The 14,425-nt window shown below is 74.0% G+C and carries 10 protein-coding genes; 6 read left to right on the plus strand and 4 right to left on the minus strand.

The annotated features are described in order from the left end of the window. Positions 1-83 precede the first annotated feature (83 nt). The 3 genes from ACFVGS_RS33990 (at position 84) to ACFVGS_RS34000 (ending at position 4,042) form a co-directional block, all read left to right on the plus strand. A complete protein-coding gene (locus ACFVGS_RS33990; RefSeq protein WP_385695967.1) occupies positions 84-1,652 on the plus strand; it encodes a peptidoglycan recognition protein in 1,569 nt (522 codons plus the stop codon). A gap of 126 nt (positions 1,653-1,778) precedes the next feature. Further along, positions 1,779-2,861, plus strand: coding sequence for a sugar phosphate nucleotidyltransferase (locus tag ACFVGS_RS33995; RefSeq protein ID WP_384422011.1), 1,083 nt, complete (start codon positions 1,779-1,781; stop codon positions 2,859-2,861). Positions 2,862-3,013: 152 nt separating this feature from the next. After that, positions 3,014-4,042 carry a DNA-3-methyladenine glycosylase family protein gene (locus ACFVGS_RS34000; RefSeq protein WP_385695970.1) on the plus strand — a complete coding sequence of 343 codons (1,029 nt, stop codon included), beginning with the start codon at positions 3,014-3,016 and terminating at the stop codon, positions 4,040-4,042. Positions 4,043-4,101: 59 nt separating this feature from the next. On the opposite strand, the gene ACFVGS_RS34005 is transcribed toward ACFVGS_RS34000, so the two are convergent. The 3 genes from ACFVGS_RS34005 to ACFVGS_RS34015 all read right to left on the minus strand — a co-directional run bounded on the left by ACFVGS_RS34005 (position 4,102) and on the right by ACFVGS_RS34015 (position 7,081). Then, a complete protein-coding gene (locus ACFVGS_RS34005; RefSeq protein ID WP_385695973.1) occupies positions 4,102-5,460 on the minus strand; it encodes a coenzyme F420-0:L-glutamate ligase in 1,359 nt (452 codons plus the stop codon). Continuing rightward, positions 5,457-6,476, minus strand: a complete 1,020-nt coding sequence (gene cofD, locus ACFVGS_RS34010; protein WP_385695976.1) for a 2-phospho-L-lactate transferase — start codon at positions 6,474-6,476, stop codon at positions 5,457-5,459. Before cofD ends, ACFVGS_RS34005 begins: the two co-directional genes overlap by 4 nt. A 65-nt stretch (positions 6,477-6,541) precedes the next feature. Continuing rightward, entirely contained in the window at positions 6,542-7,081 is a 540-nt protein-coding gene (locus ACFVGS_RS34015; protein ID WP_384422004.1) for a cysteine dioxygenase, read from the minus strand. 706 nt (positions 7,082-7,787) lie between these two features. Between ACFVGS_RS34015 and ACFVGS_RS34020 the strand changes: the two genes are divergently transcribed. The 3 genes from ACFVGS_RS34020 (at position 7,788) to ACFVGS_RS34030 (ending at position 13,596) form a co-directional block, all read left to right on the plus strand. Continuing rightward, positions 7,788-8,051, plus strand: coding sequence for a WhiB family transcriptional regulator (locus ACFVGS_RS34020; protein ID WP_128984260.1), 264 nt, complete (start codon positions 7,788-7,790; stop codon positions 8,049-8,051). A 296-nt stretch (positions 8,052-8,347) separates the two neighbouring features. Next, positions 8,348-12,070, plus strand: a complete 3,723-nt coding sequence (locus ACFVGS_RS34025; protein ID WP_385695980.1) for a glycosyltransferase — start codon at positions 8,348-8,350, stop codon at positions 12,068-12,070. Beyond that, on the plus strand, positions 12,067-13,596 hold the full coding sequence (locus tag ACFVGS_RS34030; protein WP_385695983.1) for a DUF5719 family protein: 1,530 nt from the start codon (positions 12,067-12,069) through the stop codon (positions 13,594-13,596). The genes ACFVGS_RS34025 and ACFVGS_RS34030 overlap by 4 nt, the downstream gene beginning before the upstream one ends. Before the next feature lie 205 nt (positions 13,597-13,801). Here the strand turns inward: ACFVGS_RS34030 and ACFVGS_RS34035 are convergent, their stop codons facing one another. Beyond that, a complete protein-coding gene (locus ACFVGS_RS34035; protein WP_384422022.1) occupies positions 13,802-14,218 on the minus strand; it encodes a metallopeptidase family protein in 417 nt (138 codons plus the stop codon). Positions 14,219-14,425: the final 207 nt, after the last annotated feature.

A 14,425-nucleotide genomic window follows, 5' to 3' on the forward strand; every position in this document is an offset into this window, starting at 1 on the left:
TCCACCGGTCGGCCCGACGGAGTGTCAGTTTCCGTGCCGGTTCCCGCCGCGCGGAACTGCGGCCCGCTACGGACGATCACTCCATGCGTGCCTACCTCGCCTCCTCGATCGCCGTCACGTGCGCGGCGGCACTCGCCCTGCCGCTCGCCCTCACGACCCCTGCCGGCGCGGCCGCAGCCCCGGCCGCCCCGGCCCTGAGCGCGGACCCAGCCCTCTCGGCCGACGCGTTCGCCGGGGCCGCCGGGGCCGCCGAGGCCGCCGCGCCGCAGGTCGACCTCGCGGGATCGACCCAGTCGCTCCCTCTCGAACCCCTCGAACCCCTTGAACCCGTCGAACCCCATGAGCCCCTCGACCACCTTGAGCCCCTCGAACCGCAGGCGCACGGCAGGACGGTCGGGCGCCCCGCCGAGGCGGCGGCGGGGCAGGGGCTCGCCCGACGGGACGTCAGACCGTTCTCGCTCGTCGGCGTGGTCTGGGACGACGCGCGCGCCCCGCTGCACGGCACCGTCCAGGTCCGCACCCGGGCCGCGGCGGACGGTGCGTGGTCCGCGTGGCAGGACGTGGAGACCCACAACGACGAGCACGGCGCCGACCCGGCCACGGCGGAAGCCCGTTCGGCCGCCCGGCGCGGGGCCACCGCGCCGCTGTGGGTCGGCGCCTCGGACGGCGTGGAGGTCCGCGTACGCCCGGAGGCGAAGGCGCGGAACGCGGCCCTCCCGGCGGGCCTGCGCCTGGAACTGGTCGACCCGGGCCCGGACCCGGCGGAGGACTCACCCGCGAACCCGGCCGCGGATCCGGCCTCCGCACCCGCCCCGCACACGAAGTCCGTCGTACGGACCCCGGCGTCCGCGTCCACGCCCGCGGACGCGCCGGCGCCCGCCTCCGCCCCCGCGTGGGCCGAGGCGCCGACCGCCGTCGCACCGTCCTCCGCCGAACAGGCCGCCGCCGCGAGCGTCGACGCCCGGCTCGCCCCGGTCGGTGCCGCCGAGATCCCCGCGCTGACCCGCGCCCAGACCAGGGCGGCGCTCCCGGCCGCGAAGCCGTACATCGGACCCCGCCCCAAGATCATCACCCGTAAGGGCTGGGGCGCCGACGAGAAGATGCGCGAGCGGGGCTTCGTCTACACGAAGACGGTCAAGGCGGCGTTCGTCCACCACAGCGCCACCGGCAACAAGTACACCTGCAAGCAGGCCCCGTCGGTGCTGCGCAGCATCTACCGCTACCACGTGAAGAGCCTGGGCTGGCGTGACTTCGGCTACAACTTCGCCGTCGACAAGTGCGGAAACATCTACGAGGGCCGCGCCGGCGGCGTCTCCAAGCCGGTGCTCGGCGCCCACACCCTCGGCTTCAACAGCAACAGCATGGGCATCGCCGTGCTCGGCACGTACGGCAGTTCGACGCCGCCGGCCGCCGTCGTGACGGCCGTCGCACGGCTGACCGCGTGGAAGCTGGGGCTGTACGGGGTGAATCCGAAGGGGAAGGTGACTCTCACCTCAGGAGGCGGAAACCTCTACAAAAAGGGCAGAAAGGTGAAGTTCAACGCCATCGCCGGCCATCGCGACGGCTTCGCCACCGAGTGCCCGGGCGGGCGCCTCTACGGAAAGCTCGGCACCGCCCGCTCGGCCTCGGCGAAGTACCAGGGAAGGCGCTGACGGGGGCACGGATGGGGTCGGGGACTCAACCATCTGCATAAACTGACCGGTCATATCGTACGGACGGCCGAACGAATGCCGCCCCCGGCGACGAGACCGGACCCGAACAGGAAGCAGAGACGACAGGTGACCGAAGCGATTCTCCTGGTCGGTGGCAAAGGCACCCGGCTGCGTCCCCTGACGGTCAACACGCCCAAGCCGATGGTCCCGGCGGCCGGCGTTCCCTTCCTGACGCACCAGCTGGCCCGGGCCCGGGCGGCGGGCGTGGACCACATCGTCCTCGCCACCTCGTACCTGGCGGAGGTCTTCGAACCGTACTTCGGTGACGGCTCGGCGCTCGGCCTGAGCATCGAGTACGTCACCGAGGAGGAGCCGCTCGGCACCGGCGGCGCCATCCGCAACGTCGCCTCCCGGCTCCACTCGGCGCCCGAGGACCCGGTCCTGATCTTCAACGGCGACATCCTCACCGGCCTCGACATCCGCGCCCTCGTCGCCACGCACCAGTCCTCCGGCGCGGACGTCTCCCTCCACCTCACCCGGGTGGAGGACCCGCGCGCCTTCGGCCTGGTCCCGACGGACCCCACCGGCCGGGTCACGGCCTTCCTGGAGAAGCCCCAGACTCCTGAGGAGATCGTCACCGACCAGATCAACGCGGGCGCGTACGTGTTCCGGCGCTCGGTCATCGACACCATCCCGGCGGGCCGGCCGGTCTCCGTCGAACGCGAGACCTTCCCCGAACTGCTCGCCTCCGGCGCGCACCTCCAGGGCATGGTCGACTCCACGTACTGGCTCGACCTCGGCACTCCGCAGGCCTTCGTACGAGGCTCCGCCGACCTCGTCCTCGGCCGCGCGCCGTCCCCGGCGGTCCCCGGCCGCTGCGGCGACCGGCTGATCCTCGACACGGCCACGGTGGCCCCGGACGCGAAGCTGACCGGCGGCACCGTGATCGGCCCCGGCGCGGTGATCGGCGCCGGCGCCCGCGTCACGGGCTCCACGGTCCTGGCGAACGCGGTCGTCGAACCCGGCGCCGTCATCACCGACTCCCTCATCGGCACGGGCGCCCGCATCGGCGCGCGCACGGTCCTGACGGGCGCGGTCATCGGCGACGGCGCGGAGGTGGGCCCCGACAACGAACTCCGCGACGGCGTCCGCGTCTGGTGCGACGCCAGACTCCCCGCAGCCGCCCTCCGCTTCTCGTCGGACCAGTAACCACGCGCAGGCGGCTGCCCCGCAACGCGGGCGGGCGAAGCTCCGGGCGACGCGCGCCCCGCGAGGCAGCCGGCCGAAGACCCGGGCGTCGCGGACCCGGGACGGTGGGCTTCGGGGGCTCCCGGCCGCTCCGGCACGGATAGGCTCATGCCATGGCCGGCCGCTTCGCCCCCCGCACCCCCACCACGCGCACCACGTACCGCGGCGGCCACGTACCCGTACCCGCGGCCAGGGCCCAGAGCCGTGACCTGCACCTGAAACAGGCCCAGGACCAGACCCCCGCCAAGGCCGAGGCCCCGGCCCAGGACCTCGATCTGGGCCTCACCCTCGGCCCCCTGCGCCGCGGCCCCGGCGATCCCACCTTCCGCACCACCGCCGACGGCTCCGTCTGGCGCGCCAGCCGGACGCCCGAAGGACCCGGGACGCTCCGCGTGCGGATCCACGGCGGCGCCGTCGCGGCCGAGGCGTGGGGTCCCGGCGCGACCTGGCTGCTCGACGGACTGCCGGCACTGCTCGGCGCGGACGACGACCCCGACGCCTTCGTCCCCCGCCACAAGCTCCTCGCCCTCGCCCACCGCGCCCGCCGCGGCCTGCGGCTCACCCGCACCGGCCTCGTCATGGAGTCGCTGATCCCCTCCGTCCTGGAACAGAAGGTCACCACCGACGAGGCCTACGGCTCCTGGCGACTGCTCGTCCGCAAGTACGGCGAGCCCGCCCCCGGCCCCGCCCCGGACGGCATGTACGTGATGCCCGATGCCCGTACGTGGGCGATGATCCCGTCCTGGGAGTGGCACCGCGCGAACGTCGACGGCAAGCGCTCGGCCACGATCGTCCGCGCCGCCCGCGTCGCCCGCCGCCTGGAGGAGGCCGCGCACATGGCTCCGGCGGATGCCCGCAAGCGCCTCGAACTGATCCCCGGCATCGGCCCCTGGACCTCCGCGGAGACCGTCCAGCGCAGCAACGGCGCCCCGGACGAGGTCACCACCGGCGACCTCCACCTTCCCGGCATCGTCGGCTGGGCGCTCGCCGGGGACCGCACGGCCGACGACGCGGCCATGCTCGAACTGCTCGCCCCCTACGAGGGCCAGCGCCACCGCGCCGCCCGCCTGATCCTCCTCAGCGGCCGCGTCCCGCCCCGCCGGGCACCGCGCCTGGCGCCCAACGACATCACCATGCTGTAGAACACACCGCCGGGAGCCCCGGACGGGCATCGAGTCACCGGCATCCGCCTCGCCAGAGCTCACCGCACCTCGATGAACGCCCCCGCCTGCCGCGCCGGCCGCTCCTTCGGGAGGGCCGCCGGGCGGCCCACCGCCACCGTGCCCATCGGGTCCCAGTCGGCCGGGAGGCCGAGCACGTCCCGTACGACGTCGCGGCAGAACATGGTCGAGGACACCCACGCCGAGCCGAGCCGCTCACCGGCCAGGGCGACCAGCAGGTTCTGCACGCCCGCGCCCGCCGCGACCACGAACATCTCGCGCTCGGCGGCGTCCCGGCGCGGGTCGCCGTAGTGGTGGGCGCCGTCCATGACGAGGCAGGGCACGATCAGGTACGGCGCGTTGCGCAGGACGTCGCCGCGGCGGATCCGCCGGGCGATCGACTCCTCCGTCCTGCCGTCCGCCCGCAGGTCCGCGATCCACGCGTCCCGCATCGCGTCGAGCAGCCGCACCCGCGAGGCCTCCGACTCGAGCAGGACGAAGCGCCAGGGGGTGGTGTGGTGCGGCGCGGGCGCCGTGACGGCGGCGGCGACCGCGCGCCGTACCGCGCCCGGGTCGACCGGGTCGTCGGTGAACTCCCGTACGGTGCGCCGCAGCGTCACCGCCTCCCGTACCGCTTCCGAGGTGCCGAGCCGGAACATGTCGTCGGCGGCGTTCCGCACGAGCGCCCGCGCGCCCGGTTCCTCGTCGCCGCCCACGACATGGCCGAGCCCGCGGACGACCGCGACGGGCCGGCCGGCGGCCTTGCCCTTCACCAGGTCGCCGGCGGCGGCGAGTTCGTCGGCGGTGGCGACCACGGTCACGTTCAGCTCGTTGCCGTGGGAGTCGGTCACGCCCCGCAGGTCGTCCAGGACCCGCACGCCGGCCGCGCCGATGGCCACGTCCGTGAGACCGCCGCGCCAGGGCCGCCCGAAGGTGTCGGTGACGATCACCCCGACCTCGACGCCCAGTGCCTCGCGCAGCCCCGCGCGGATCCGGCGGGCCGAGGCGTCCGGGTCCTCGGGCAGCAACAGCACGGTGCCGGCGGGGGTGTTGGAGGCGTCGACACCGGCGGCGGCCATCACGAGGCCCTGCCGGTTCTCGACGATACGGAGGGCACCGCGCCGCGCCACCACCCGTACCGTCTCGGCGTCGATCGCCTCCTCCCGGTCGTCGGCGGCGATCACGCGCCCCTCCGCCTTGCTCACGATCTTCGACGTGACGAGCAGGACGTCCCCGTCCACGAGACCCGGGGACACGGAGGCGATCAGCTTGGCGATGTCGTCCCCGGCGGTGACCTCGGGAATCCCGGCCGGCGCCCACACCTCGTAACGGGCGTCGCCGCCGTCACGCTCTCCGGCACCACCGTCACCCCGGAGCGACGCCTCGCCGCCGCCCGTCACGCGCCGGCTCCACCGGACGCGCCCGCGTCACCCGCGTCGCCCGATTCGTCGGCGTCCGCCGCCTCGCGGACCTCCGCCGCCAGCGCCAGCGCCTCGCGCGCCATCTCCGCCGTCGCGTCCAGGTCCGTCATCATCAGCGGCACCGCCCGGCAGCGGATGCCCGCCGACTCGACGTCCGCGACCGAGCCCGCGTCGACGGTGTCGACGAGCCAGCCGTCGACGAGCCCCGCGCCGTAGTGCCGGGCGACGGCCGCCGCCGTGGACTCCACGCCGACCGCCGCGAGCACCTTGTCGGCCATGCCGCGCACGGGCGCGTCGCCGACGATGGGGGAGAGGCCGACCACCGGGGCACCGGCGGAGGCGACGGCCTCGCGGATGCCGGGCACGGCCAGGATCGTGCCGACGGACACGACGGGGTTGGACGGCGGGAACAGGATGACGTCGGCCGAGGCGATCGCCTCGAGGACGCCCGGCGCGGGCTTCGCCTGCTCGGCGCCCACCGGCACGACGGCCTTCGCGTCCACGGAGGCGCGCAGCTTCACCCAGTACTCCTGGAAGTGCACGGCCCGCTGCTCGCCGTCCTCCTCGATCGCCACGTGCGTCTCGACCCGGTCGTCGGACATCGGGACGAGCCGGACGCCGGGCTGCCAGCGGGCGCACAGCGCCTCGGTGACGGCGCTGAGCGGGTAGCCGGCGGCGAGCATCTGGGTGCGGACGATATGGGTGGCGAAGTCGCGGTCGCCGAGGCCGAACCACTCGGGCCCGACCCCGTACGCCGCGAGTTCCTCCTTGACGGTGAAGGACTCGTCCTCGCGGCCCCAGCCCTGTTCCTCGTTGATGCCACCGCCGAGGGTGTACATCACGGTGTCGAGGTCGGGGCAGACCTTGAGGCCGAAGAGATGGATGTCGTCACCGGTGTTGCCGATGACCGTGATCTCCGCGTCGGGCGCGGCCTGCTTGAGGCCGCGAAGGAAGCGGGCACCACCGATGCCACCGGCCAGAACCACAATGCGCATGCGGACAGTCTGTCAGCCGCGGGATGATCCTTTGAGGGGTGGTGCCAAGGGGCGGGGAGCCTTCGTCAGGCGCGTACGCCCTCATGCGCTGCCGCGGCGGCCGCGGCGGAGGCCTCCGGAAGCGCGGCGCACTGCTCGCGCACCGACTCGTGCATCGGCATCTCCGTCAGGCCCGGGTAGTAGACGTGCAGGCTCACGGCCGGCTCCAGCGAGTCGTTGACGACCTCGTGGACGTAACCCGGCGCGAAGACGCGCTGCGCGCCCGCGTCCAGGGTTCGTACGCCTCGCTCCGTCCGCTCCGTCAGCTCGCCCTCCACGACGGTGAGCACGCCGGAGGACCGGCCGTGGTCGTGGCTTCCGCTGCCCTGTCCGGGCAGCCAGGAGAGCAGCCAGATCTCGTAGCCGGGGCCGGTGCGGAGCCGGTGGTACCAGCGGGTGGTGGCGTCGTATTCGACGTACGGGGCCCACAGGGCCCGGTCGGCGGCGAGTTCGCGGGCGAGCCCGGCGAACTCGGCCACGGTGACGGGGTGCTCGCGGGCGGGCTGGAGGAGGTGCGGGACCTCAAGGATGTCGCCGGCGATCTGAAGGTCGCTGTCCATGTTCATGGGGTGCGGTGGTTCCTCGGCAGAAGTGCGGGGTGTCGCGGTGCGGATGTCGCGGAACGGATGCGGATGCGCGGGATGCGCGGTCACACGGGGTGCGGCGGCGGGACGGCGGCCGCTCGGGAAGCCGGAGCGCTACGGAAGGACGCGCGCGTCAACAGCTGGGACAGCAACAGCAACAGCGGGCCTGGACAGCGCGGCGGAACCCACGGGCGTGGGTCGCGGAGGGCGCTGCGGTCGCTGGCATGCCACCAAAGTGGCGGGCGGGACACCCGACTGTCAACTCAATGACCGATTTGGCGGGAATGTTTCACCTCATCCGGTTACAGCGTGTGCAGAAAGGTTTGCGCAGCGCCGTTCGCGGACACATGGCGCAGCACCCGTCGCCGTAAGCGCGGGCGGGACCCCGTGATCGGACTGTGATCCGGATCGCTTCCGTGGCCGGATCGCAACAAGATCGAAGTCTCGGTCGTCCTTCCTGGTGAGGCACGACGGTGTGGCCAGGCCGGTGGCATGTGTCAGGTTTTTGGTGATTTGAACACTTTCCGCATAGGCTTGGTTCCGCAGAGTGAATACGGGGCCCAATAGCAGATCTCGGCTTGACTCGCACAGAGCACGAACTTGTAATTTCACTCGTGTCGTTCGGCCGATCGATCCGGGATCGATAGCGGCAACATCACGGGGACGCAAAGACAGACGAGGGGCGCACATGACCGAGTTGTTCGAGGAACTGCTGGTCGAGGACGCGGGCGAGGAACTCGGCTGGCAGGAGCGCGCACTGTGCGCCCAGACCGACCCCGAGTCCTTTTTCCCGGAGAAGGGCGGCTCGACGCGCGAGGCCAAGAAGGTCTGCCTCGCCTGCGAGGTCCGCTCCGAATGCCTCGAATACGCGCTGCAGAACGACGAGCGCTTCGGAATCTGGGGCGGTCTTTCCGAGCGGGAACGCCGCCGGCTCAAGAAGGCCGCCGTCTGAATCCGGCCACGCCTCTTCGAGGGCGGACACCGGGACGCATACCAGGACACATAACGAACGGTCCGCCACCTGTGGGTTGTCCACGGGCGGCGGACCGTTCGTCGTCCCGCCCCCCGCCACCCCGCGCCCCGCTACCGCCCCACGGCCGCCCGGCTGCCGCGCTCCCGCCGCCCGGTCACCGCCCCCATCGAGGCGCTGGAGCACCGCCCCTCCTCCTCTGCCGTTAGTGTGGGCCTCCGTCCGAGACGCACCCACGCCCCCCGCGGGCGACCCCCGGCCGGAGGGCCCGTAGCTCGATGTCCTCAACTCCTGAGTTTCCGCGACACGTCGTCACCGCCGTGCTCGTCGCCCACGACGGCGCCCGCTGGCTGCCGGACGCCCTCGCCGGGCTCCTCGCCCAGGAGCGCCCCGTACAGAACGCCGTCGCCGCCGACACCGGCAGCGCCGACGACTCCGCGCGACTGCTCGCCGAATCCCTCGGCGACGACCGCGTCCTCCACCTCGCGCGCCGCACCGGATTCGGCGCCGCCGTCGAGGAGGCCGCCCGCACCGCGCCCGTCCTCGGACCCGAGGAACTCCCGTACCTGAAGCGGCCCAGCGGCTGGGACCCGGTCACCCGCACGTGGCAGGACGAGAACTACGACCTGCCCGAACTCCCGTACGGCGAGCCGGTGCAGTGGCTCTGGCTGCTCCACGACGACTGCGCGCCCGAGCCCGGCGCGCTCACCGAACTCCTGCGCGTCGCCGACTCCGACGAGCACGCCGCCGTCATCGGCCCCAAGCTGCGCGGCTGGTACGACAAGAAGCAGCTCCTCGAAGCCGGCGTCTCCATCGCCCGCAGCGGCCGCCGCTGGACCGGCCTCGACCGCCGCGAACAGGACCAGGGGCAGCACGACCAGATCCGCTCCGTCCTCTCCGTCTCCAGCGCCGGCATGCTCGTCCGCCGTGACGTCTTCGAGGAACTCGGCGGCTTCGACCGCCGCCTGCCCCTCATGCGCGACGACGTCGACCTGTGCTGGCGTGCCCACGCCGCCGGACACCGCGTCCTCGTCGCGCCCGACGCCGTCCTCCGGCACGCCGAGGCCTCCGCCCGCGAGCGCCGCACCGTCGACTGCGCGGGCCGCACCGCCGCCAACCCGCACCGCGTCGACAAGGCCGGTGCCGTCTACACGCTGCTCGCCAACACGCGCGGCGCCGCCCTGCCGTACGTGTTCGTCCGGCTCGTCCTCGGCACCCTGCTCCGCACCCTCGCCTACCTCGTCGGCAAGGCCCCGGGCCAGGCCGTCGACGAGATCATGGGTCTGCTCGCGACCCTGCTGCGGCCCGAGAAGATCCTCGCCGCCCGCAAGCGGCGCAAGAACCCGGCCGTCCCCGCCGGCGAACTCCGCTCCCTCTTCCCGGCGCCCGGCGCCACCGTCCGCGCCGCCGCCGAACAGCTCGTCTCCCACTTCGGCGGCTCCGACGCCGACTCCGGCGGCTCACGGCACGGCGCCGTCGAGTCCGGTCCCGGCGGCGACGACGCCGACTACCTGGAGATCGAGCAGTTCGCCCGCCTGAAGAAGATCGCCCGCAAGCCCGGGCCCCTCCTCTTCGCCCTGCTCCTCGTCGTCTCCCTCGTCGCCTGCCGCAACCTCTTCGGCGGCGGCTCGCTGGCCGGCGGCGCCCTGCTGCCCGCCCCCGACACCGTCTCCGGACTCTGGTCGCGCTACGCCGACGGCTGGCACGCCATCGGCACCGGCGGCACCCAGACCGCCCCGCCCTACCTCGCCGTCCTCGCGGCGCTCTCCGCGCTCTTCCTCGGATCGACCTCCTTCGCGCTGACCCTGCTGCTCGTCTGCTCGGTCCCGCTGGCCGGCGTCACCGCCTACTTCGCCTCCCGCGGCATCGTCGAGTCCCGGCTCCTGCGCGCCTGGGCCGCCGTCGCCTACGCCTTCCTGCCCGCCGCCACCGGCGCGCTCGCCACGGGCCGGCTCGGCACCGCGGTCCTCGCGATCCTGCTGCCGCTGATCGCCCGCGCCGCCGTCGCCGCCCACGGCCTGAACCGGCCCCCCGGCGAGCGCGGCAGCTGGCGCGCCACCTGGGCGTACACCTTCCTCCTCACCTTCGCGACGGCGTTCACCCCGGTCGTCTGGCCGCTCGCCGTCGTCCTCGGCATCGGCGTGCTCGTCCTGCGCCGCGCCGACATCACCGCCTACGGACTGCGCTTCCTCGCCGCCGCCGGCACCCCGATCCTCGTCCTGGCCCCCTGGTCGCTGTCCCTCCTGACCAGCCCCTCCGCCTTCCTGCGCGAGGCCGGCCTCGACATCCGTACGGGCACGGCCTCGGCGCTCGACCTGCTCGGCGGCAGCCCCGGCGGTCCCGGCACCACCGGCGGACTGGTCCTCGTCGGGATCGTGCTCGCCGCGCTCGCCGCCCTGCTGCGCGAGGAGCGCGCCTTCGCCGTCCGCGCCGCCTGGGCCGCCGCCCTCGCCGGACTCCTCTTCGCCGTCCTCACCAACGGTGCCGGTGACGCCGAGACCGGCTGGGCCGGGCCCGCCACCCTCGTCTACGGCGCCGCGCTGCTCGCCGCCGGCACGATCGGCGCCGAAGGCGGCCGCACCCGGGTCGCCGCCCACGGCTTCGGCTGGCGCCAGCCCGTCGCCGCCCTCGTCGCGCTCGCCTGCGCCGCCGGCCCGCTGGTCGCCGCGGCCGGCTGGATGATCGGCGGCGCCGACGGCCCGCTCAGCCGTCGTGACCCCGTCCAGGTCCCCGCGTTCGTGGCGTACGAGAGCGGTCAGGGCGCCCAGCCCCGCACCCTCGTCCTCGGCGGCGACGCCGCCGGCGAGGTCTCCTACACCCTGGTCCGCGGCTCCGGCGCGCACCTCGGCGACGCCGAACTGGCCATGACCGGCGAGAGCGAACCGCTCCTGGACAAGACCGTCGCCCACCTGGTCGCCGGCTCCGGCGCCGACCAGACCGAAGCCCTCAGCGGCTTCGCGATCCGCTTCGTCCTCGTACGGGACGGGGCGCCGCGCCAGATGATCCGGGTCCTCGACGCCACTCCCGGCCTGAACCGCCAGAGCGAGCAGGACGGCGGCGCCCTGTGGGCCGTCGGCGACCGCACGGCCGGCCGGGCGACGATCGTCACCGCCGCGAAGGGCGACGGCGGCAAGGAGAGCACCACGCTGGACGCCGTCGCCGGCGGCCCCGTGGACGCCCGGTACGAGATCCCGGCGGGCGGCGCGGGCCGCGTCCTGCGCCTCGCCGACCGCGCCGACGAGGGCTGGACCGCCACCCTCGACGGCACGGAGCTGAAGCCGGTCACCGTCGACGGCTGGGCCCAGGGCTTCGAACTGCCCGCCGGCGGCGGCCGCCTCGACCTCACCCACGAGGAGCCGCTCACCCACACCGCGTGGATCTGGACCCAGGTCTTCCTCGCCGTCGTGCTGCTCGTCCTCGCCCTGCCCGGCCGCCGCCGCGACATCGACGACGACCTGCCCGACGAGGAGCTCGCCATCCCCGCGCAGGCCACCGCCGTCGAGGGCGACGGCCGCCGCGCCCGCCGCCTGCGCGCCGCCGCCGAAGCGGAGGCCGCCGCGGCTCCCGAGCCGGCCCCGGCGCCCACGCCGGGATACGCACCGGAGCCCGGTTACGCGCCCGAGCAGGGGTACGCATCCAAGCCGGGGTACGCACCGGAGCCCGCGACCGGTCCCGGATCCGGCCCCGCACCCGTATCCGTGCCCGAGCCTGCTCCGGCACCCGAGCAGCCGGCCTACGAGCCCCAGCAGGAGTGGGCCCAGCAGGGCTACTACCAGGACCAGTACGCGTACGACCCGTACGCGCAGCAGGGGTACGACTCGCAGCAGCCGTACGACCCGCAGCAGTACGGCTCCCCGCAGCAGTACGACCCGTACGCCCAGCCCCACGGCTACGAGCAGCAGCAGCCGTACGAGACGTACGACCCGTACGGCTACGGGCAGCAGCAGGAACCGCCGCACCAGCAGCACCAGCAGCGTCCCGACGGGAGCAGCAACCAGTGAAGCGCACGACCCTCTCCCTGATCGCCGTCGCCACCACCCTGGCCGCGGTGACCGGCATCGCCGCGCTGACCGCGCCCGACGGCGTCACGACGCACACCCTGGAGGCCCGCGCACCGCTGCCCGTGGAGCGCACCAGCCTGCTCTGCCCCGCGCCGAGCAGCTCGGAGGTCGCGGAGACCACGTACACCTCGTACACGCCCGCCGCCAAGGGCGCCACGGGCGAGCGCTCGCGGTCGGAGGCGGCGCAGTCGGCCAAGGCCGAGCTCAAGCCCGCCCCCGAGGCGCCGATTCCCGGCGACACCCCGCCGAAGAAGGGCAGGGAACCGAAGGCGCCCGCGACCGTCACGAAGCCCGGCGCCCCCGTCGGCGCCGAGGCGAACGGCGCCGACGCGCCCGCCCTTACCGGCTCCGCGAACGGCACCCTCGCCCCCGGCTGGACCGTCCAGCAGACCACCGTCGTCCCGGCCGGCGGCGCACGCGGCCTGCTCGGCGTCACCTGCACCGCCCCGGACACCGACTTCTGGTTCCCGGCCGCCTCCACCGCCAAGCAGCGCCAGGACTACGTCCACCTCACCAACCCGGACGACAGGAACGCCACCGCCGACATCGAGCTGTACGGCCCCGACGGCGCCCTCAAGCTGCAGGACACCAAGGGCATCGAGGTCCCCGGCCGCTCCACCGTGCGGGTGCTGCTCTCCCCGCTCACCACCGACCCCGCGCAGCAGGACCTCACCGTGCACGTGTCCACCCGTGGCGGACGCGTCGGCGCCGTCGTCGGCGCCGCCGACGACACGGCGGGCAGCGACTGGCTGCCGGCCGCCGCCGACCCGGCCGGCACCGCCGTGCTGCCCGGCATCCCCGCCGACGCCACCTCCGTCCGGCTCGTGGCGTACGCGCCTGGCGACGACGACGCCGACCTGAAGGTCCAGCTGGTCACCCCGACCGGCACGATCGTCCCGGCCAGCGCGTCCTCCCTGCACGTGAAGTCGGGCATGACCGCCGCCGTCGACCTGCCCGACCTCACCCGCGGCGAGCCCGGCTCGCTGCTCCTCACCCCGTCCGACCCGAAGAAGGCCACGCCGGTCGTCGCCGCGCTGCGCGTGGTCCGCGGCAAGGGCGACAAGCAGGAGGTCGCGTTCATCCCGGCCGCCGCCGCGATCGAGGGCCGTGCGACCGTCGCCGACAACCGGGCCAAGGGCTCCACCCTCGCCCTCACCGCACCGGGCGCCACCGCGCAGGTGCGCATCACCGCCTCGGCGGGCACGCAGGGCGGCACGCCCGTCACCAAGACCGTCACCGTGAAGGCGGGCACCACCACCTCGCTCGCCGCTCCCGTCCCCGACGGCCTGAAGGGCTCCTACGCACTCACCGTCGAACACCTCTCGGGCGGCCCGGTACACGCCTCGCGCACGCTGGAGCTGCCGGAGGGCGGCATCCCGATGTTCACGGTCCAGACGCTCACGGACGACCGGAGCACGGTGGAGGTCCCGAAGGCGAAGCAGGACCTGACGGTCCTGGGGGACTAGGGCGTTCTTCGGATCAGGGGCGGACCCGGGGCAAGATCCGAAAGAGACGGCCTAGGGCAGGACCAGCTCGGGAAACGGGCAGGAGCAGGCCGAAGCAGGACATGAAGAGGCCGAAGCAGGACAGCAGCAGGCCGAAGCAGGACAGGAGCAGGCAGGAGAGGTCGGGGGCAACGAGCCCCGGCAGGACGGACTCCCGTACGGGGCGTCAGTCCTGCCCGTAGCGCGGGTCGACGGACTCGGGGGAGAGGCCGAGGAGGTCGGCGACCTGCTCCACGACGACCTCGTGGACGAGGAGCGCGCGCTCGTCTCGGCTCTTGGAGCGGATCTCGACCGGACGCCGGTAGACGACGACCCGGGCCGGCTCGTTCTTCTCGGCCGGGATGGAGCCGCCCAGCGGCACCACCGACTCGCCCGAGACCGGCGGAGGGACCTCCATCACCATGAACTCGACGTCCGCCAGCTGCGGCCAGCGCCGCTCCAGCCGTTCCACCGAGTCCAGGACCAGATCGCGGAAGGTGTCCGCCCGGCTCGCGGACAGCGGAACCTGCGGTGGGGCGACCGGTCCCCGCATGCCACGGCCGTGCCGGTCGCGGCGACGCACGCGCGGCGCCGGGCTTTCCATGCTCTGGGTGCTGTCCGTCACTGACGCAGCGTAACTCTCCCCGGTGTTCCCGGACCGGTCCGGAACGGCCATGACGGTGGCGTACGGCCGCCGACGCTGTCGCAACACGACCGTTCCGGCCAAGCCAGGGCGCGATTTCCGGGACCCGCGGGATCGGCCGACTGGCCGTGATTGACCGGTTTTCCCCCTGACGCTGTCCGGATCGCG

This window comes from Streptomyces sp. NPDC127114 (assembly GCF_042677525.1).
Lineage (GTDB): Bacteria > Actinomycetota > Actinomycetes > Streptomycetales > Streptomycetaceae > Streptomyces.